The following is a 19,286-nucleotide window of genomic DNA, read 5'->3' as shown; positions in this document are numbered from 1 at the left end:
GTGCACGCGCCCTTCAAAGTAGCGCGGCGAGGCGTTTGACGGCGCTTTCCAGCGTGCTTTCGTCGAAGCCGGCAAAGCCCATGATGAAGCCCTGTTGCGGGTTGCTTTCGAAATAGGGAGAGAGCGCGCGCAGCGTCAGCCCGTTGTTGGCGGCAAGCGTGCTGATCTCGGTATCCGGGCGGGTGAGCGCGGGGCCGGGGCGCGCAACGATATGCATGCCAGAGGGTTCGGATTGCGCCACGAGGTGATCCGGCAGGTGACGGGCAAGCGACGCCAGAAGCGCCTTTTGCCGCCGCGCATATATCCGCCGCATCCGCCGCAGGTGGACCGCGAATTCACCGCTTTGCATGAAGTTCGCCAGTGCCGGTTGCGGCACCATCGAGGCGGTATGACGAAAGCTGCCCATTGTGCGCTCTACCGCTTCTAACCGGCGGCGCGGCACCACGAGATAGGCCAGCCGCAACGCCGGGCTGAGCAGTTTCGAGAACGAGCCGATGTAAAACACCCGCCCGCCATGATCGAGCGCCGCAAGCGCGGGCAGCGGTTGGCCGACATAGCGGAATTCGCTGTCGTAGTCGTCTTCGATAATCAGCGCATCCCGCTCTTGTGCCCAGTCGATCAGCGCCAAGCGGCGGCTGAGCGGCAGGGTCAGGCCGAGCGGGTAGTGCCGCGAGGGCGTGACAAGCGCGGCGCGCGCATCAGGGGCGCGGCTGGCGGCGGTGGCGATGTCAAAGCCGTCTTCGTCAACCGGCTGGGCCAAGGGCGCAAGGCCGGTCATCTGCATCGCTTGACGCATCGGGGGAAAGCCGGGGTCTTCGGTCAGCACCGTATCGCCGGGGGCAAGGAGGCTGCGTGCGACCAGTTCAAACGCCTCGGCCGCGCCAGAGGTAAGGATGACCTGTTGCGGCTCGACCTCCATCCCGCGCCACGCTGACAGGTGTTCGGTGATCGCGCGGCGCAGGGGCGCGTATCCGGCGGGATCGGGCAGGGCGAGCATGGCCGCATCGGGCGCCCGCCACGCTCGTTCAAGGTGACGCGCCCAGAGCTTGTGCGGAAAGAGCGCAAGATCAGGGATCGCGGCGTGGAACGGCAGCGGGGTGCGCGGCTTGGGCAGAGGGGTGTTGGCCAAGGCGGGCCGGGGCGGCGCGATATGGGGCAGATCGGCGGCCACGAAGGTGCCGGAGCCGGCTCGCGCCTCAAGGTAGCCTTCGGCGGTGAGCTGATCCAGCGCGGTGGTGGCGGTCATCCTGCTGATCGAGAGTTCCGCCGCGAGCATCCGCGAGGCCGGCAGGCGCGCCCCTAGCGGCGCGCGCCCCGACAGGATCAGCTTGCGCAGCGCATCGGTCAGCTGGGCATGGAGCGGCGTCGCGGATGCACGATCGAGCGACAAGGCAAAGAGCGCCGCCTGAAAGCTGCTTTGCAAATTGGACTGATCTGAAAGTGATGAAGTGGACATTTGGATAAGTCCAATAGCGGGGTAGTGCGATTGGAGCAAGAGGTCATGCCAACAGCCAAGGGAACACGCCAATGACACAGCCCACCGAACGAACCCGCCTGCGCCGCGCCCATGAGCGCGGGGCCTATGATGCAGAGGCCGTGCATGCGGTTCTGGATGCGACCAGCATGTGCACCGTGGCCTATGTGATTGATGGCAAGCCCTATGCCACGCCGACGTTGCAGTGGCGCGAAGGGGATCATGTTTACTTTCACGGCTCGTCGGCCAGCCGCGCGATTAGGAAAAGCGCAGGTGCAGAGGTGTGTTTGACGGTGTCGGTTTTGGACGGCTTTGTGATGGCACGGTCGGGGCTTCACCATTCGGCCAACTATCGCGCGGCGATGGTGTTTGGCCGTGCGTTCAAGGTTGCCGATGCCGACAAGGAGGAAAAGCTGAACCGGTTCATCAACGGGTTATGGCCGGGGCGGGCCGGGATGCTCAGGCCCAATACGGCGCAGGAGGTGAAAGCGACCACTGTGCTTGGTCTCAAGATCGACGAGGCCAGCGCCAAGGTGCGCAGCGGCGGGCCGGTGGACGACGAAGAGGATTACGCGCTGCCGATCTGGGCGGGGGTGATTCCGGTCGAGACGCGGGTTTTGCCGCCGGTTCCGGATGAGCGAAACCTCGACGGGGTCGAGATGCCGGCGCATATTCGCAATTTCGGGGTGTGAAGGGGGGGGGCGCCAATGACAGCCCGGAGTCAAGGGCGCTGGCCCGGCTCCTCACCCTTCGGGTCACTCCCGCGGGGGAATATTCAGCCCGCGCTGCACGGCGGGGCGGGCGGCGAAACGCTCAAAATAGGCGGTGACGTTTTTGAAGCTGTCATAGCCCACCGTCTCTTTCGCGCCGTAGAAATCCAGCGAGCGGATCCAAGGGGCGATGGCGATGTCGGCGATGGAATACTCGCCCATGATCCAGTCTTTGCCCGCCAGAGCGCCGTCAAGCACACCGAGCAGGCGCTTGGTTTCGCCGATGTAGCGTTCAACCGGGCGTTTGTCTTCGATCGCGCTGCCGGCGAATTTGTAAAAGAAGCCGAGTTGGCCGAACATCGGGCCGATGCCGCCCATCTGAAACATCAGCCATTGGATCGTCTGGTATCGCGTGGCGGGATCGGAGGAGAGGAGCTTGCCGGTCTTTTCCGCGAGATAGATCAGGATCGCGCCGCTTTCGAACAGTGCCAGCGGGGTGCCATCGGGGCCGTTCGGATCAAGGATCGCAGGGATTTTGTTGTTGGGATTGAGCGCCAGAAACTCGGGGCTTTTCACATCGGCATCCGACAGGGTGACCTTGTGCGCCTCATACTCGAGGCCGGTTTCTTCGAGCATGATCGACGCTTTGACGCCGTTTGGCGTGGGAAACGAATAAAGCTGAAGCACGGTCGGATTCTGTGCAGGCCAGCGGGAATTGATCGGGTGATCGGTGAGTGAATTCAATTGAGTCTCCATTGCCACATTTGGGGGAAAAACCGGGGTTCATTCCCATAAATACATAAGTAGAAAGATGTATGAACGTGCTATCTTTAAACAGGTGGTGTTCAAAAATAAACCAAACGCCGCGCAGTGGGACAATTAGTGAGGACGTAACTATGCTCAAAGAATTCAAGGATTTCATCGCGAAGGGCAACGTGATGGACATGGCCGTTGGTATCATCATCGGTGCGGCGTTTACCGCCATTGTCAAATCAATGGTCGACGACCTGATCAACCCGATCATCGGGCTGTTCATGGGTGGCGTTGACTTCACCAGCAAATACGCCGTTCTGAGCGGTGAAGTGGCCGAGGGTGCGAGCCTTGAAGCGGCGCGTGAAAGCGGCGCGGCAGTGTTTGCCTATGGCTCGTTCATCATGGCCGTGATCAACTTCCTGATCATTGCATGGGTTGTGTTCATGCTGGTCAAATCGGTGAACAAGGCGAAAGCCGCAACCGAAGCCGAGAAGCCCGCAGAAGAGGCGGCACCGGCAGGGCCGACCGAGCTGGAACTTCTGGCCGAGATTCGCGACGCGCTCGCCAAGAAGTAAGCTTGGGTGACAGTATTGATGGAAAGGCCCGCCCGAGACGGCGGGCCTTTTTGCGTTTCGCGGGCTTTAACCTTGCGTGCAAGCGGGGGCGGCATGTTATGGTCGGGCATTGATTTTCAGACGGGAGATTTCAGATGATCCGAATTTTGAGCGCGCTCATGTTTTTCGTTTTGATGGCCGTGTCGGCGCAGGCCGAGATGCGGCGGGTGAACAGCCCCGGTGATGGCTATCTCAACCTGCGCACCGGGCCGGGGAGTTCCTATGACATCGTGCGCCGGATGACCCATGGCGCCAAGGTCGATGTGTTGGAGGCCAAGGGCGGCTGGCTGCGCGTGCGCCACCGGACCAGCGGGCGTGAGGGCTGGGCCTATAGCAAATATCTTGTCCGGCCCAAGGCAAATACGCTGCAACGGCGGGTGTATTCGCCGGGTGACGGATTTTTGAACCTGCGCAGCGGACCGGGCGGTGATTTCAAGATCCTGCGGCGGATGCATCATGGCGACCGGGTGCGCATTCTTGAACGCAAAGGCAGTTGGGTCCGGGTGCGCCACTCTTCGGGCGCACAGGGTTGGGCATTTGCCAAATACCTGAGGCAGTGATCCAAAGGAGCGCCTGCGGCGCACAGGTTTTTTGGATTGGCGTATGAGGCTGGCGCCCCGGCCCCCCGCTCTAGGGGGGCCAGCCCCCAAACCCACGCCTTAAGGGGGCCAGCCCCCGACCCACCACCTTAAGGGGGCCAGCCCCCCAAACCCCCCGGGGATATTTTCGGTCAGATGAAGCCACGGGTGGATTTTCGGTTTGACAGGGGCGGCGAGTGGGGCTAATCGGGCGGGCGTGTGAATGGCGTGGTAGCTCAGCTGGTTAGAGCACAGCACTCATAATGCTGGGGTCGGTGGTTCAAGTCCACCTCACGCCACCATACACACTCTCCCCCCATTCTTTCTGTGGTCAACATCGTTTCTGTGCCGGTCCGTTGGCGAAAATGCGCAACGTCATTTTGTGTTCGCGCTTGCGCCGCGCCGCGTGGCGGGAAACGATGGCGCGCAAGAGGGAGGACGACATGACCGAAAACCGTGAGATTCTGTGGCAGCCAAGCCAAGAGCAGGCCGAGGCCAGCTGGATGGCGCAATTCATTCGATGGGTGGAGAGCGAGCGGGGGTTGGTTTTTGCAGACTACCACGCGCTTTGGGAATGGTCGGTGAGTGATCTTGAGGGGTTCTGGACCGCGATTATTGCGTTCTTTGATCTGCCGGTGAGCGGCTGGAGCGAGGTGTTGGCCGAGCGCAAGATGCCGGGGGCGGAGTGGTTTGTCGGCGCGCAGACGAATTTCGCGCGGCAGGTGTTGCGCCATGCCGAGGACAAGCCCGACGCTTTGGCCGTCGTGTTGCAATCCGAAACCTTTGGCCGACGCGAGATGACATGGGCCGAGTTGGCCGGTGAGGTGGGCGCGGTTCAGGCCGCGTTGAAGCGTATGGGCGTGGAAAAAGGCGACCGGGTGGTTGCCGTTTTGCCCAATGCGATGGAGGCGGTGGTGGCGTTTCTGGCGACGGCGGGGCTGGGTGCGGTGTGGTCTCTTTGTGCGCCGGACATGGGGCATGTGGCGATTTCAGACCGGTTCCGCCAGATCGAGCCGAAGGTTCTTATTGCGCAGGACGGCTATACCCATAACGGCAAGCAGATCGACCGGCGCGCATTGTTGCAGGAGATCACCGACGATTTGCCGAGCCTTGCGCATAAGGTGATGGTCGTCACCCAAGGCACAGCGCCCAAGGGGTGGGAAGACTGGGCCGATGTGACCAAGGACAAGGCGCCGGCGGAGGCGATTGATGTCGGCTTTTCCGATCCGATCTGGATCGTTTATTCATCGGGGACCACGGGCAACCCCAAGCCGATTGTGCATGGCCACGGGGGCGTGTTGCTGGAAGGGGCCAAGCAAAGCCTGCATCAGGATCTGGGGCCTGAAGATCGCTATTCCTGGATGACCTCCTCGGGGTGGATCATGTGGAATTCGCAATGGACTGCCTTGGCGCGGGGGGCGATGGTGGCGTTGTTTGACGGCGCACCGAACCACCCTGATATGCTTGAGGTCTGGCGCTTTGTGGCGCGTGAGAAGCTGACGTATTTCGGGGCGGGGGCCGCGTTTTACATGGGCTGCGAGAAGGCCGGTGTGCGACCGGGCGCCGAGTTGGACCTCTCGGCGTTGCGTGCGTTGGGATCGACCGGATCGCCGCTGAGCCAGGAGGGTTATGACTGGATCTACGCGCAAGTGAAGCGCGATCTGTGGCTGGCGCCGATCAGCGGCGGCACCGATTTGGCCGGAGCCTTTGTTGTGGGCAACCCGATGATGCCGGTGCGCGCCGGTGAAATGCAGTGCCGTGCGCTGGGCAATGCCGTGCGTGCCTATGACGAGGCGGGCAAGGAGTTGATCGGCGCGGTGGGCGAATTGGTCTGCACCGAGCCGCTGCCCTCGATGCCGCTCTATTTCTGGGGTGACGACGATGGCTCGCGCCTGTTCGAGAGTTATTTCGACACCTATCCCGGTGTCTGGCGGCATGGCGACTGGATCGAGTTCACGCCCGAGGGCGGTTCGATCATCTATGGCCGCTCGGATGCGACGATCAACCGGCGCGGTCTGCGGCTTGGCTCAAGCGAGATTTACCGCGCGGTCGAGGCCTTGGATGAGGTGCTGGATTCGCTGGTGATCGACCTAGAGTTCCTTGGGCGCGAGAGCTTCATGCCGCTGTTTGTCGTGCTTCGCGAGGGGCTGGTGTTGGACGATGACCTCAAGGCGCGGATCAACGCGGGCATTCGTGCACAGGTTTCGGCGCGGTTCCTACCGGATGAGATTGTGCAGGTGGATGAGGTGCCGCGCACCCTGTCGGGTAAAAAGCTGGAAGTGCCGGTGAAGAAGCTGTTGCTGGGGGGCGATCCAAAGACGGTGGTGAACCGTGATTCGATGGCCAATCCGGACAGTTTTGACGTGTTTGTGGATTATGCCGCCGAACGGGCGCGTTGAGCCAAATCGCCAGAGGATGGCGGCGGGGCGATAACGAGAGAGGCAACAGGCGGAATGGTGCGCAGGGGGTGAAGAAATTTGCTCCCGCGCGACAGAAATGATGTAGGGACGCGTTAAGGAGTTGGCCCAGTCATCGAATGGAAAAGGATATGTTATGAACCGCCTCTCTTTTGCAACGCTTGCCCCTATCGCAGCGCTTTCCTGGATTATTGCCATGCCTGCCATGGCGCATGAACAGGAGGGCAAGCTCCATGAGATTGCCCATCTGTTTGACGGCGCCAATGTGGTGGCCGGTCCGACCGAAGTGGATTGCACATTGTCGCGCGGGACCAAGACCAAATGTTTCCAGATCACGGTCAAGGCGCAGCCGAAAACCTATGAGCCCGGCCCGTGGTGTCCGACATCGGTGAGCGACGGGGCCGACAAGGGCGGCATCTGGCTCAAGGATGGCGAAGTGCATGACGTCGACGGAGCCTTTGTCAAACGGCTGGCCGAGCTTTATGGCGACGACGTCTGGCAGCTGTTTGATCCGGTGACGGGCAAGATCAACGTGACCGATACCAAGGCGTCCTGTGAAGCGGCGGCGCGGCCCGATGTGGACGAGAAATACAACAACTACTGTGTGGAATGCCGGATCGAATATATGCCTTCGGATGCGACGGTGACCTATTCGATCCCGCTTGAGCCGCAGGACACATGGCGCAGTAATGATACGCGGATGGCGGGGTCCGGCGTGGCGCTGAACGGAATCCGGCTGGACGGGCCCGCGCCGGTGGATCACATCATCGGGGCGCATACGATTGCACCGTTTGATGACTGCGGCGGGCATGTGAACCTGCATGTCGGCTATCACTATCACGCGGTGACTGACTGTCTGGACGGGTTGAAACCGCAAGAGGGCGACGCGGCCATGATCGGGATCGCGATGGATGGCTATTCGATTTTTGCGCATCTGTTGAAGGACGGGAGCAAACCCACGGATCTGGACAAATGCAACGGTCATACGAGCGAGAGCGAAGGCTATCATTACCACGCCGGTGCACCCGGTTCGAACGCGATCCTGCCCTGTCTCAAGGCCGAAGCGGGCTGTGTCACGGGCGAAGAGGGCGCTGTCTGTGATGCGTCCAAGCGGCCACCGCGCCCATGATGGCGCTGTGCGGGGTCGGGCCCGCTTTCACGTATGACTGTTGAGGCCGACGGGGCAAGCGCAGCGTTGCGCGGGCGGATTGATGCGGTCGATCTGGCGCGGACCATCGCGATTGTCGGGATGGTGGTGTTTCACTTTACCCGCGACTTGGAAGATTTCGGGCTGATTGCGGCGGGGACAACACTTGCGGGCGGCTGGGCCGTGTTTGCCATGTGCGTGGCGGGCGGGTTCATCTTCCTCGCCGGGGTGAGCCTTGTGCTGGCCCATGGAGCCGGGGTGCGCTGGGCCGGGTATTTCCGGCGGCTGGGCCTGTTGGTGGCGGCGGCAGGCGCGGTGAGCGTGGCGACGTGGGTGGCCATGCCGCATGCGTTCATCTTCTTCGGTATTCTACACTCGATTGCGCTGTCTTCGGTGCTGGGGCTGGCGTTTTTGCGCCGGCCCTTGTGGCTGACGGGGCTGGTCGGGGTGGGGGTGGTCGCCTTGCCGATGGTCTATCGCTCGGAGGTGTTCACCGGGCGTTGGGGGGCGTGGACCGGCCTGTCGCCGTGGGTGCCGCCGACGCTCGATTTCGAGCCGGTGTTCCCGTGGTTCGCACCGTTCCTGTTTGGCATGATGTTTGCCCATCTGGCGGCGCGGTTTGGCGTTTGGACATGGCTGCGGGTGACGTTTGGCGGCGGGCGCGTGCCCAAGGCGCTGCTGTGGCCGGGGCGGCATAGTCTGATGATCTACCTCGTGCATCAGCCGATATTGATCGGGCTGTTGTGGTGCGCGATCAAGCTGGGCTTGGTGTGACGTGACTTGGACCGGATGAGCCCGGATCAAACCCGGGGCGGGAAGAGATCGGGGCGACGTGTGAACGCCGCCCCAAATGGGCGTCTACATCACGCCGCTTTCATCCGCCGCAGCGCATAGAGGCAAAGCTCCAACGCGGCGATCACCAGCAACGACAGCCCGACCAGCGGGAACAGAACCCCCGCCAGCACTGCAATCACCAGCACCCCGCGCGGGATACGGAAATCTGACGGCACGGTTGGCGCGCCCAGCCGTCCGGCGGGGCGGCGTTTCCACCACATCACGGCGGCAGAGACCGCCATCAACACCATCGCCACACAGGCCAGCAGCAAGACCAGTTGATTCGCCAGACCAAAGGCCTGTCCCATATGGAGGCTGACCCCCCATTCAGCGGCGCGCCCGAAGGGGCCAAGCTCGGCCAGTCCCATGTCGAACAGCACCTTGCCGGTGTATTGATCGAGATGCATCACCCGCTCCTGTGTGATGTCATCGGGATAGACAGAGGCGGTGAAAACACCTGTCTCTCCGCCCGGCATGTTGAGCGCATAACCGGGGTGCATTCCGGCGGCTTCCACCGTTGCAACGATCTGATTCAACCCCGCTGGCACACCAGAGGCGGCGCCGGACACGGGCATCGGCTGATGCTCCATGATCCAAGGCGTGCGGTCGATCGCCTCGCCCACGGGTTTGTCCGAGGTGGGGTAATTGCCCCAATAGCCATCGGGCATCCCAAGGCCAGCGGCATAGGTCAGATCATAGAAATGCTTGCCCCAGAACCCCGACCACGGCAGTCCGCTAAAGGCGAGGAACAGGATAAACCCGGCGGTATAAAGCCCGGTCACGGCATGCAGATCACGCCACAGAGGCCGCCCGCGCCGCGCCCGTGGTTTCAGCACGCCGACATTGCGACCCCGCGGCCACCAGAGGTAAATCCCGGTGCCGACCAGCAGGATCATCCAGCCGGCTGCCATCTCGATGATGCGGTTGCCCCACCAGCCGACAAGGTTGAGGCTGTGCAGTTTGCGCACCACATACATTGGCGGCGATCCAGCCGGTCCGCTGTCCCAGAAGCTGCCTTGAACGGCGCCGGTATAGGGGTTGATGTACAGCGTGTCCTTAAGCCCGTCTTCGCCGAGAATCTTGACCTCGGCGGCGCGGTCGGGCGCGGCGGGAGGGTTATAGGCCTTGAGCGTGCCGGGATGCGCGGTCAGGGCGGCCGCGGCGATGGCGCTGGGGGGAGGGGGGCGGATGTTTGCACCGCGACTTTGCGCATCTCGGGATAGAGCGCGTCGTTGATTTCATCCTTGAACAGGTAAATCCCGCCGGTCACCGCCATCAGGATCATAATCGGCAGGATCAAAAGCCCGGCATAGAAATGCCAGCGCCAGACCGCGCGATAGAGCGCGTTGCTTTGGGCCGCTCCAGAGGATGCTCCGGGCGCGAAAGTTGTGTCAGTCATAGTGAGTTGTCCACGTTAAGAGAGGGCCGCCACGCGGACCTCCGCGCGGGGCTCAGATAAAGGTTGAGAGTGTGTGAGCGTGGACAGAAAGCGGCGGCGCGCGGGCGTGAAAGCCGCGTGGCAAGGCGGCGGCATGAACCGCATGCTCGACTGCCGGGCGCAGTACCACCACAGGGCGTAGCGCTTGCGGCTCTGGCTTGGAGGCGGGCACGGTTGCAAGCGCATGGAACTGGAAGAACCAGTCGCAAGTCTCGCTATGGGCCTCGCGTTCATCGCTGCTGTCGCCGTCAAGATTACCGTCAAGATCACCGTCAAGCTCGCTGAGCGGGATATAGACAATCTCGCTGCCGGTGCAGATGGCGACATAGCCGTCCTTTTCGGGCAGCGCCCCCATCGGACCAAGCAGGCGCAAGATCAGCGCGAGGCTGAACACAGCCAGCAGCCCGATTGCGGGCCAGCGGCGTGTCTTGGTTGCCATGTTGGTCGTGTTCAGGGTCGTCATGGCGCGATGGGTAGCACGGAGAAATGCGCCTGTCCCAGTCGTTTTTACCTGTCGCGCGGGAAAAAAGGCGCGACCCTTCGGGAGGGAAGGGCCGCGCAAGCCCCGGCGCGTCAGGCGCACGGGGGGAGGAGGGGTTTACTGGATCAGCGCCTGCGGTGAGGTCACGTCAATCCCGAGCGCCTCGCCCACGGCGTCGTAGGTCAGCTTGCCCGCGTGGACGTTCAGGCCGTTCAGCAGGTGCGGATCTTCGGCGCAGGCCTGTTTCCAGCCCTTGTCAGCCAGTCGCAGCATGAACGGCATGGTGGCATTGCCAAGCGCGATGGTCGATGTGCGGGCCACCGCGCCGGGCATGTTGGCAACGCAGTAATGCACAACGCCATCAACCTCGTAAATCGGTTCGGCATGGGTGGTTGCGCGTGAGGTTTCAAAGCAGCCGCCCTGATCAATGGCGACATCCACCAGAACCGAGCCGGGCTTCATCAAGGACAGCTGTTCGCGGCTGACCAGCTTGGGTGCTGCGGCACCGGGGATCAGCACCGCACCGACGATCATGTCCATCTGTGGCAGCAGGTCGACCATGGCGCCCTTGTCAGAATATTGCGTGGTCAGGCGGCCCATGAACACGTCATCAAGATAGGACAGCCGCGCCACCGAGCGGTCAAGCACGGTGACATTCGCGCCCATGCCAACGGCCACACGCGCCGCCGCCGTGCCAACCACGCCGCCGCCGACGATCGCCACATTGGCCGGGCGCACGCCGGGCACGCCGCCCATCAACACGCCGCTGCCGCCGTTGGCCTTTTGCAACGCCCAGGCACCGCATTGCGGCGCCAGCCGCCCGGCAACTTCGGACATCGGCGCAAGCAACGGCAGGCCGCCCCGCGCGTCGGTCACGGTTTCATAGGCAATCGCGGTGCAGCCCGACGCAAGCAGGTCGCGGGTTTGCGCGGGGTCGGGCGCAAGGTGGAGATAGGTAAACAGCACCTGCCCCTCGCGCAGCATCTTGCGCTCGACCGCCTGCGGCTCCTTGACCTTGACGATCATATCGGCGCTGGCGAACACCTCGGCTGCGGTGCCAAGGATGCTGGCTCCGGCGGCGATATAGGCGGCATCGTCAAACCCTGCGCCTAGCCCGGCACCGGTTTCGATAACAACCTCATGGCCATGCGCCACCGCTTCGAGCGCGGCATTCGGCGTCATGCCGACGCGAAACTCCTGGGGTTTGATTTCCTTGGGGCATCCGATTTTCATGGTCGCGATATCCTCTCCTCGCGTGAAATTATACGGGAAAGCGTGTGGCAAGTCGCAAACAATGGGGTGTGGTTTTTGCCCTGAATCACGGGTAAACTCGAAGAATATTCGTAAGATTCGAAAAATCATCGAAGGGATGTGCGCAAATGGCGTTGGATAGTCTGGATCGTCGTATTCTGGAGGTGCTGCAACGCAAGGGGCGGATGACCAACTCGGACCTCAGCGAGGCGGTGAACCTGTCGGCAAGCGCCTGTCACCGGCGGGTGCAGCGTTTGGAGAGCGAAGGCTATATCCGCGACTATGTTGCCCTGCTGGATGCGCGCAAGTTGGGCATGCCGACGACCGTGTTTGTCGAGATCACCCTGTCGGCCCAAGCGGATGAGGTTCTGGACGCCTTTGAAAAGGCGGTGAGCCGCATTCCCGATGTGCTGGAATGCCACCTGATGGCGGGCACGGCGGATTATATTCTCAAGGTCGTGGCCGAGAACACCGACGATTTCGCCCGCATCCACCGCCAGCACCTGTCCCGCTTGCCCGGTGTGGCGCAGATGCAGTCGAGCTTTGCCTTGCGCACGGTGTTCAAAACGACGGCGCTGCCGGTTTAGGCAAAATCGCGCAAGATTTGCACAAAATCCTAAGCACAATGCGCTTGGTTGGTTAACGCAGCCTTAGACTGCGTGCGCATAGCCTCTCCCGCGAAACTGGGGGGCTGCTATGCCACTTGTCTTTTACGCGATTGACGAGGAATTCGCGGCTGCGACCGGAACGAATGTGAATGTCGCGACGGGAGAATCGCGTTTCGACAATCCGCCGGGCGCGGTCACGGATCTGGTGGTCACCGTCAATGACGGCGACACCGATCCGCGGCTGTTCGAGCCTGGCGATACCTATGACCTGACATGGGAAGGCGATGGCGGACCCATGTCGATCGAGGACGCGGAGGTGGTGCGCAGCGATGATGCGCCGGGTACCGGCGGGGTGATCGTCTTTGAAGGGCTCGACCAAAATGGCGAATTGGCCCATATCGTCTGGAGCCCGAATTTCGATCTCGAACAATGGTATTGGGACAATTACAACGCCGAGGCCGAGCCGCAATTCTATGTCGTGGACACCAACGCCAGCTACTCCCACGCGTTCGTTTGCTTTGCTGATGACACGCGGATCGCCACGGCGATGGGCGGGGTGCGGGCGGCGGATATCTGGGCCGGGGACCGGCTGCTGACGCTCGATAACGGGCCGCAACAGGTGCAATGGGCCGGGCGGCGCGTGGTGCGCGGGCATGGGGCGAATGCGCCGGTGCTCTTTGCGCCCGGAACGATCGGCAATCACGCACCGCTCAAGCTGTCACAGCAGCATCGCGTGCTGGTCCGCTCGCCCTTGGCCGAGCTGATGTTCGGCGCGTCCGAGGTGTTGATCCCGGCCAAGGCGATGGTGAACGGCGTCGACATCTGCATCCGCTCCTGTGCGCGCGTCGGCTATGTGCATTTTGCGCTTGCAGCGCATGAGGTCTTGCTCGCCGAAGGCGCCCTTGCGAGAGCCTTTTGCCCGGAGAGATGGCGCAAACCTATGCCAGCCTGCCTGACTGGCTTTTGGCCAAACCCTATCCGCCGGCGCGCCCATTGCTGCGCTATGGCGAGGCGCTGGCCCTTTTGGGTGCGCGCCCGCCGGACCCGGCAGAGGAGGCCGCGCGCGCGTCTATGGCCGTGGTGCTTTAACGCTGGCTGAGCTTTGAAACAGGCCAAGCCAGACTGCCACCACGATGGGGTCTGCCCATCGCCCTGTCACAAAACCGCGGGCTGTCTTGTCATATCGTCAAAGGAGCGAACGATATGACCAAACCTGTTCTGACCGCCGTGGCGCTGTTCAACCTTGCCATGGCCGTTTTCATCTTTCTCTGGCCGATGTGGTTTTACGAGGCCGTGCCCGGTGTGGCCCAGACCGGCGCGTTTAACAGCCATTTCCTGCGTGATGTGGCGCTGGCCTATCTTGTGTCGGGCGCGGCGCTTTGGGTTGCTGCGGCGCAGGGCGTGCGGGCGCTGGGCGTGTTTGGCGCGGCGTGGCCGGTGCTGCATGCGCTGTTTCACATCTGGATCTGGGCGGCGATGCGCGGCGCAGCGGTGGACCTCGTGGCGTTGGCCAATCTGTTTGGCATTCAGCTGCCGGCGTGGGCCGCGCTGATCGCGGCGCTGCACCTTGGCGAACAGGAGGCGGGCCGATGATACGGGCGATTTTGCATTGGGCGATGCGCGGGCTTGAGCGGCGCTATGCCTATGACGCGGCCTATGCGCATCACGTGATCAATGTCTCGCGCAGTGCGGGGATCAGGCTGGCGATGTTTCCGCTGGTCGCGCAATATCGCGGGCCGAAACCGGGGCGGCTGGTCTGGGCCGGGGCGCTGTTTGGATCAACCCACGAGGGGGACTGCGGGCCATGTGCGCAACTGGTCGTGGACATGGCGGTCGAGGCCGGAGTGCCGGTCGCAAGCCTGCGCGCCTGCGCCGAGGGGCGCGCCGAGGAGGCGGGCGATGTCGGCCTAGGTTATCGCTTTGCCATGGCCGCGATTGCCGATACGCCAGAGGCGGCTGCGCTGGGCGATAAGATCGCCGAGAGTTATGGCGAGGATGCCCGCGTTGCGGCGTCCTTTGCGGCAGCAACCGGGCGGTTTTACCCGGTGTTCAAACGCGGCTTGGGGCATGGGCAGCTTTGTGCCAAGCTGCGCTTTGACGGGGCCGAGGTGGCCGTGACGCGAAAGGCCGGGTGAATGGGCGAAAAACCCGCGATATTCGAGACAGAGCGCCCGGTTTTGATGGCGCTCTGCTATCGCATGCTGGGCGAGCGTGCCGCCGCCGAGGATGCGGTGCAGGAGGCATGGCTACGCTTTGACGGCGCGGATATTGCGACGATTGAAAGCCCGCCCGCATGGCTGCGCCGGGTGGCGACGCGGATCGCCATCAATCAGCTTAAATCGGCACGCGCCCGGCGCGAGACCTATGTCGGCCCGTGGCTGCCCGAACCTCTGATCGAGGGCGAAGGCGAAGACGCGGGTGCCGAAGCGGATTATGCGTTGGCGCAGGAATGCGAGCTGGCGCTGTTGTGGGCGATGGAGCGGCTGGAGGACAGCGAGCGGGCGGCGTTCATCCTGCGCGAGGCGTTTGACGCCAGCTATGCAGAGATCGCCGAAACGCTGGGCAAGACCGAAGCCGCCTGCCGCCAGATCGTCAGCCGCGCCCACAAACGCGTGCAGCAATCGGGGCCACGCTTTGACGTGCCAGAGGGCGAAGCGCAGGCGCTGATTGCGCGGTTCTTTATGGCCGCAGGGGCGGGGGATTTTGAAACCGCCCGCCGGATGATGGCCCCCGATGCCGTCGCGATAAGCGATGGCGGCGCCAAGGCGCGCGCGGCGCGGCGCGTGCTGCGCGGCCCCGAGGAAATCTGTCAGGTCTTTGCCGCGATCATGGCCAAGGACAAGGCGATACCCGACGTCACGCTGCGCCGGGTGCGGGCCAATGGCGCACCCGCTTTGGCGCGCTATATCGCGGGGCGCTTGGATACGTTGGTCACGATGGCGGCGGATGGCGACGGGCGCATCGCATGGGTCTATTTGATGCGCAATCCTGACAAGCTGATCAGGGCAGCATAGGCTGGGCAGAAGTGGCTGGGCAGAAGTGGTTGGGCGCGATTGCCAGCCCGCCAACCGGACAAGCAATCGCGCAGAGTGTCTCAGCTTTCGCCGGTTTCGGCGTCGTCGCCGATCTTGTCCCATGTGCGGGTTTCAAAATCGCCCGCGTCATGGCGTTCGCGCAGTTGGAAAGACGGCTCACCAAAAGAGCGGTTGACCATGCGGCCCCGGCTGACGGGTTTGCGTGCGTCCAGCTCTTTGGCCCAGCGTTGCACGTGGGAATAGCTTTCGACGTCAAGGAATTCACCCGCCTCGTAGAGCCGCCCGAGCGCCAGCTGCCCATACCATGCCCAGTTGGCCATATCGGCGATGGTATAGTCTTTGCCGGCAAGGAATTGATGGTCGGCGAGCCGCTTGTCTAGCACATCAAGCTGGCGTTTGACTTCCATGGTGAAGCGGTCGATCGGGTATTGCCATTTTTCCGGCGCATAGGCGTAGAAATGACCGAAGCCGCCGCCAAGATAGGGCGCGCTGCCCATTTGCCAGAACAGCCACGACAGCATCTCGGGGCGGTCATCGCCAAGGAACCTGTCGAACTTCTCGGCGAGGTAAAGCAGGATCGCACCGGATTCAAACACCCGCGTGTCGTTGGACCGGTCCATCAGCGCGGGGATTTTCGAATTCGGGTTCACCCCGACAAAGCCAGAGCCGAACTGATCGCCGTCCATGATCTTGACCAGCCAAGCGTCGTATTCCGCCTCTTCGATATCCAGCGCCAAAAGCTCTTCGAACAGCACTGTGACCTTCACGCCATTGGGCGTGGCCAGCGAATAAAGCTGGTGCGGGTGTTTGCCGACCGGCAGCACCTTTTCATGCGTCGCACCCGAGACGGGGCGGTTGATGCTGGCAAAACGGCCGCCCGATTCGGCATCATGTTTCCAGACCTTGGGCGGGGTGTAGCTATCAGTCATATCGCGGTTTCCTTTGTTGCGTGATTTGGCGCGAGTAAGCCACGCGCGGGCCGGAGAGGAAAGGGGGTGCAAGAAACTGTGAAGGGGGCGGTTTGCGATTGCCTCTTTCGCCCGGCGGCACGCCGGGCGGCCCCCGACCGCCCCCATGGGCGGGGGCTTCACCCCCACCCGCGGTCGAGGGCCGCCCTTTGCGAAACAAAGATCGCCTCAACTCCTACCCCCAAAAACGACAAACCCCCGGGGCTGGGCCGCGGGGGTCGTCAAAATTGTGATCGCTGAAGAGGTTGCTTAGAGCATACCTTCGCGTTGGGCTTTCTTCCGGGCCAGCTTGCGGGCACGGCGGATTGCTTCGGCTTTCTCGCGCGCTTTTTTCTCGGAGGGTTTCTCGAAATGTTGCTTGAGCTTCATTTCCCGAAACACGCCTTCGCGCTGGAGTTTTTTCTTCAGGGCGCGGAGCGCCTGATCGACGTTGTTGTCGCGAACACTTACCTGCATGTGGTTGTCACCACCTTTCTAGGTTGAAGTTGCAGAATTGCAGGAAGCCGCCGTATAGCAACTCGGTTTGAGTTTGTCTAGGGTAGGCGCAAAGGAGTCGTTGCCATGCCAGAACCCCGCTCGGATACTCGCGAAAAGCTGCTTGATGCCGCGCTGAACCACGTGCCGTTCGACGGCTGGAGCGCGACCACATTCGAGGCGGCCATTGCCGAGACCGGGATCGCGCCGGGGCTGGCGCGGGGGCTGTTTCCGCGCGGGGCGGTTGACCTTGCCGTGGCCTACCACAAACGCGGCGACGCGCGGATGGTTGCGCGGCTTGAGCAGGCAGAGCTGGGCGAGATGCGCTTTCGCGACCGGATCACAGCGGCGGTGCGCTATCGGCTGGAAGCGGTCGAAGATCGCGAGCTGGTGCGGCGCGGCATGGCCCTGTTCGCATTGCCGCAATACGCCCCCGATGGTGCGCGGCTGATCTGGGACACCTGCGGGCTGATCTGGGAGAGCCTCGGCGACAGCAGCGACGACATCAACTGGTACACCAAACGCGCGACGCTTTCGGGGGTCTATTCCTCGACCGTGCTGTACTGGCTTGGCGATGACAGCGAGGGGCACGCCGCAACATGGGCGTTTCTTGATCGCAGGATCGAGGACGTGATGCGGTTTGAAACGCTCAAGGCCAACATCCGCAATAACGAAACCCTGTCGCGGGTCCTGAAAGGGCCGCTTGATATTCTGGGCCGCATCCGTGCGCCCAAACCGCGCGAAGACATGCCGGGAAATTGGCCCGGACATTCGCCCGGAAAATAACCCGGAGCGTCGCGCCAACCGCAATACTTCAGAGGAGAGAAGAATGACCAAGACGATGAAAGCCGTGGAAATCACCAAATCTGGCGGGCCAGAGGTGCTGGCCCTGTGTGAGCGCCCCGTCCCGCAAGCGGGTCACGGTGATGTGGTGATCAAGGTGGCTTACGCCGGGGTGAACCGCCCCGATGCGCTGCAACGTGCCGGCGCCTATGCCCCGCCCCCCACGGCCAGCGATTTGCCCGGCCTCGAAGCCTCGGGCGAGATTGTCGAGGTCGGCGCAGGGGTGAGCGATTGGTCCGTGGGTGACAAGGTCTGCGCCCTGCTGCCCGGCGGCGGATATGCCGAATATGTCGCCACCCCGGCGGCGCATTGCCTGCCGGTGCCCAAGGGCATGGGCATGAAAGAGGCGGCCTGCCTGCCCGAGACCTATTTCACCGTCTGGACCAATGTGTTCATGCGCGGCGGCTTGCAAGCAGGTGAGCGGTTTTTGGTGCATGGCGGCTCGTCCGGTATCGGCACGACGGCGATCCAATTGGCCCGCCACTTCGGCGCGCGGGTGTTTGCCACGGCCGGGTCGGACGACAAATGCAAGGTCTGTGCCGATCTGGGGGCCGAGCGGGCAATCAACTACAAGACCGAGGATTTCGTCGAGGTGCTCAAAGCCGAAGGCGGTGCCAACCTGATCCTTGATATGGTCGGCGGCGATTACATCGCGCGCAACGTCAAGACCTTGGCCAATGACGGGCGGCTGGTGCAGATCGCGTTCCTGTCCGGGCCGGTGGCCGAGCTGAACTTTGCCCAAGTCATGGCGCGGCGGTTGACCATCACCGGCAGCACATTGCGCCCGCAAAGCGATCTGGCCAAAGCACGGATCGCCGAGGAACTGCGCGAGAAGGTCTGGCCCTTGCTGGATGCCGGAACGGTCGCCCCGGTGATGGACAGCGAATTCGCGCTGGGTGATGCGGTGGCCGCGCATGCGCGGATCGAAAGCAGCGGCCATGTGGGAAAAATCGTGCTCAAGGTCGCGTCTTGAGCGACGATACCCCGCCACGCGACACGCCCCTGACCCTGCTTCAGGACCACGCCGTCCGCGAAAGTTTCGAAACCTTTCGCGAGCAGATGGCAGGGGCGATGCTGTTCCCGCGCAAGCCCGGTCTCAGGAAATATTGCCTGAAACAGGCGCTGGCGGCGCATGGTGCGCGCGCGCTTTATGCCGAGTTCGGGGTCTGGCGCGGGCACGGCGTGAACCTCTTTGCCAAGATGCTGGACGAGGCCGGTGGCACGATCACCGGCTTTGACAGCTTCGAAGGGCTGGAGGAAGACTGGACCGGCCATTCCAAGGGTGGCGAGGCCGGGCGCTATACGCTCGACGGGGTGCTGCCCGAGGTGCGCGCCAACGTGCGGCTGGTCAAGGGCTGGGTGCAGGACACGGTGCCGGGCTGGCTCTCTGAGCAGGGGGACGCGCCCTTTGCCTTGGCGCATTTTGACATGGACACCTATACGCCCACCGCCTTTGTGTTGCGCGAAATTCGCGCGCGGTTGGTGGCGGGGTCGGTGATCTTGTTTGATGAGCTTTACGGCTATCCCGGCTGGCGCAACCATGAATACAAGGCCCTGCAAGAGGAGCTGCCCGAGGACAGCTATCGCTTTATCGGCTTTTCGGATCAGGCAGTAGCGATCCAGATGACACGCGCGCCGCTCTAGGCGCGGAACAGGAATTT

At 62.8% G+C, this 19,286-nt stretch carries 20 protein-coding genes, 1 tRNA gene and 1 pseudogene; 15 read left to right on the top strand and 7 right to left on the bottom strand.

Features of this window, described 5'->3' with window-relative positions; all coding sequences use genetic code 11:
• Positions 1-13: 13 nt before the first annotated feature.
• Positions 14-1,456, bottom strand: coding sequence for a PLP-dependent aminotransferase family protein (locus N4R57_18900; GenBank protein UYV37010.1), 1,443 nt, complete (start codon positions 1,454-1,456; stop codon positions 14-16).
• A gap of 71 nt (positions 1,457-1,527) precedes the next feature.
• Here N4R57_18900 and N4R57_18895 point away from each other — a divergent pair, with 71 nt between their 5' ends.
• Positions 1,528-2,166, top strand: a complete 639-nt coding sequence (locus tag N4R57_18895; GenBank protein UYV37009.1) for a pyridoxamine 5'-phosphate oxidase family protein — start codon at positions 1,528-1,530, stop codon at positions 2,164-2,166.
• Between the two features lie 63 nt (positions 2,167-2,229).
• Here N4R57_18895 and N4R57_18890 read toward each other — a convergent pair whose 3' ends face one another.
• Positions 2,230-2,928 (bottom strand): glutathione S-transferase N-terminal domain-containing protein, encoded by a 699-nt coding sequence (locus tag N4R57_18890; GenBank protein UYV37008.1) that lies wholly within the window; start codon positions 2,926-2,928, stop codon positions 2,230-2,232.
• Between the two features lie 152 nt (positions 2,929-3,080).
• On the opposite strand from N4R57_18890, the gene mscL reads away from it, so the two are divergent.
• The 6 genes from mscL (at position 3,081) to N4R57_18860 (ending at position 8,467) form a co-directional block, all read left to right on the top strand.
• Complete coding sequence (gene mscL, locus N4R57_18885; protein ID UYV37007.1) at positions 3,081-3,512, top strand: large conductance mechanosensitive channel protein MscL; 432 nt, start codon at positions 3,081-3,083, stop codon at positions 3,510-3,512.
• Positions 3,513-3,646: 134 nt separating this feature from the next.
• Positions 3,647-4,111, top strand: a complete 465-nt coding sequence (locus N4R57_18880; GenBank protein ID UYV37006.1) for an SH3 domain-containing protein — start codon at positions 3,647-3,649, stop codon at positions 4,109-4,111.
• 243 nt (positions 4,112-4,354) lie between these two features.
• Positions 4,355-4,431, top strand: a tRNA-Met gene (locus N4R57_18875).
• Positions 4,432-4,572: 141 nt separating this feature from the next.
• Positions 4,573-6,528: an acetoacetate--CoA ligase gene (locus tag N4R57_18870; GenBank protein UYV37005.1), complete on the top strand. Its 1,956-nt coding sequence runs from the start codon at positions 4,573-4,575 to the stop codon at positions 6,526-6,528.
• 154 nt (positions 6,529-6,682) lie between these two features.
• A complete protein-coding gene (locus N4R57_18865) occupies positions 6,683-7,675 on the top strand; it encodes a YHYH protein (GenBank protein UYV37004.1) in 993 nt (330 codons plus the stop codon).
• Between the two features lie 33 nt (positions 7,676-7,708).
• On the top strand, positions 7,709-8,467 hold the full coding sequence (locus tag N4R57_18860; protein ID UYV37003.1) for a DUF1624 domain-containing protein: 759 nt from the start codon (positions 7,709-7,711) through the stop codon (positions 8,465-8,467).
• A gap of 89 nt (positions 8,468-8,556) precedes the next feature.
• Here N4R57_18860 and N4R57_18855 read toward each other — a convergent pair.
• The 3 genes and pseudogenes from N4R57_18855 to ald form a co-directional block, all read right to left on the bottom strand.
• A pseudogene (locus N4R57_18855) lies at positions 8,557-9,803 on the bottom strand (PepSY domain-containing protein).
• Between the two features lie 175 nt (positions 9,804-9,978).
• Positions 9,979-10,404 (bottom strand): DUF2946 family protein, encoded by a 426-nt coding sequence (locus N4R57_18850; protein UYV37002.1) that lies wholly within the window; start codon positions 10,402-10,404, stop codon positions 9,979-9,981.
• A 159-nt stretch (positions 10,405-10,563) separates the two neighbouring features.
• The gene (ald, locus tag N4R57_18845; protein UYV37001.1) at positions 10,564-11,679 is read right to left on the bottom strand and encodes an alanine dehydrogenase; all 1,116 of its coding nucleotides are present in this window, start codon (positions 11,677-11,679) and stop codon (positions 10,564-10,566) included.
• A 146-nt stretch (positions 11,680-11,825) separates the two neighbouring features.
• On the opposite strand from ald, the gene N4R57_18840 reads away from it, so the two are divergent.
• From N4R57_18840 to sigJ, 5 genes are all read left to right on the top strand, one after another.
• Positions 11,826-12,284 carry an Lrp/AsnC family transcriptional regulator gene (locus tag N4R57_18840; GenBank protein ID UYV37000.1) on the top strand — a complete coding sequence of 153 codons (459 nt, stop codon included), beginning with the start codon at positions 11,826-11,828 and terminating at the stop codon, positions 12,282-12,284.
• A 109-nt stretch (positions 12,285-12,393) separates the two neighbouring features.
• Positions 12,394-13,404 (top strand): Hint domain-containing protein, encoded by a 1,011-nt coding sequence (locus N4R57_18835; GenBank protein ID UYV36999.1) that lies wholly within the window; start codon positions 12,394-12,396, stop codon positions 13,402-13,404.
• 104 nt (positions 13,405-13,508) lie between these two features.
• Positions 13,509-13,898 (top strand): hypothetical protein, encoded by a 390-nt coding sequence (locus N4R57_18830; protein ID UYV36998.1) that lies wholly within the window; start codon positions 13,509-13,511, stop codon positions 13,896-13,898.
• Entirely contained in the window at positions 13,895-14,440 is a 546-nt protein-coding gene (locus tag N4R57_18825) for a hypothetical protein (protein UYV36997.1), read from the top strand. Before N4R57_18830 ends, N4R57_18825 begins: the two co-directional genes overlap by 4 nt.
• Positions 14,441-15,319 carry an RNA polymerase sigma factor SigJ gene (sigJ, locus tag N4R57_18820; GenBank protein ID UYV36996.1) on the top strand — a complete coding sequence of 293 codons (879 nt, stop codon included), beginning with the start codon at positions 14,441-14,443 and terminating at the stop codon, positions 15,317-15,319.
• 80 nt (positions 15,320-15,399) lie between these two features.
• On the opposite strand, the gene yghU is transcribed toward sigJ, so the two are convergent.
• Positions 15,400-16,269: a glutathione-dependent disulfide-bond oxidoreductase gene (gene yghU / locus N4R57_18815; protein UYV36995.1), complete on the bottom strand. Its 870-nt coding sequence runs from the start codon at positions 16,267-16,269 to the stop codon at positions 15,400-15,402.
• A 288-nt stretch (positions 16,270-16,557) separates the two neighbouring features.
• Complete coding sequence (gene rpsU / locus N4R57_18810) at positions 16,558-16,764, bottom strand: 30S ribosomal protein S21 (protein UYV36994.1); 207 nt, start codon at positions 16,762-16,764, stop codon at positions 16,558-16,560.
• Between the two features lie 105 nt (positions 16,765-16,869).
• On the opposite strand from rpsU, the gene N4R57_18805 reads away from it, so the two are divergent.
• The 3 genes from N4R57_18805 to N4R57_18795 are packed head-to-tail and all read left to right on the top strand — an operon-like array spanning position 16,870 to position 19,269.
• Positions 16,870-17,568 (top strand): COQ9 family protein, encoded by a 699-nt coding sequence (locus tag N4R57_18805; protein UYV36993.1) that lies wholly within the window; start codon positions 16,870-16,872, stop codon positions 17,566-17,568.
• 43 nt (positions 17,569-17,611) lie between these two features.
• Positions 17,612-18,598, top strand: a complete 987-nt coding sequence (locus tag N4R57_18800; GenBank protein UYV36992.1) for an NAD(P)H-quinone oxidoreductase — start codon at positions 17,612-17,614, stop codon at positions 18,596-18,598.
• Positions 18,595-19,269 (top strand): class I SAM-dependent methyltransferase, encoded by a 675-nt coding sequence (locus N4R57_18795; GenBank protein UYV36991.1) that lies wholly within the window; start codon positions 18,595-18,597, stop codon positions 19,267-19,269. The genes N4R57_18800 and N4R57_18795 overlap by 4 nt, the downstream gene beginning before the upstream one ends.
• Positions 19,270-19,286: the final 17 nt, after the last annotated feature.

It is taken from the genome of Rhodobacteraceae bacterium D3-12 (assembly GCA_025916135.1).
In the GTDB taxonomy this organism is placed as follows: Bacteria; Pseudomonadota; Alphaproteobacteria; order Rhodobacterales; family Rhodobacteraceae; genus JAKGBX01.
Note: the sequence above shows the minus strand (reverse complement) of the source record. Positions and strands in the feature narration are given on the sequence as shown.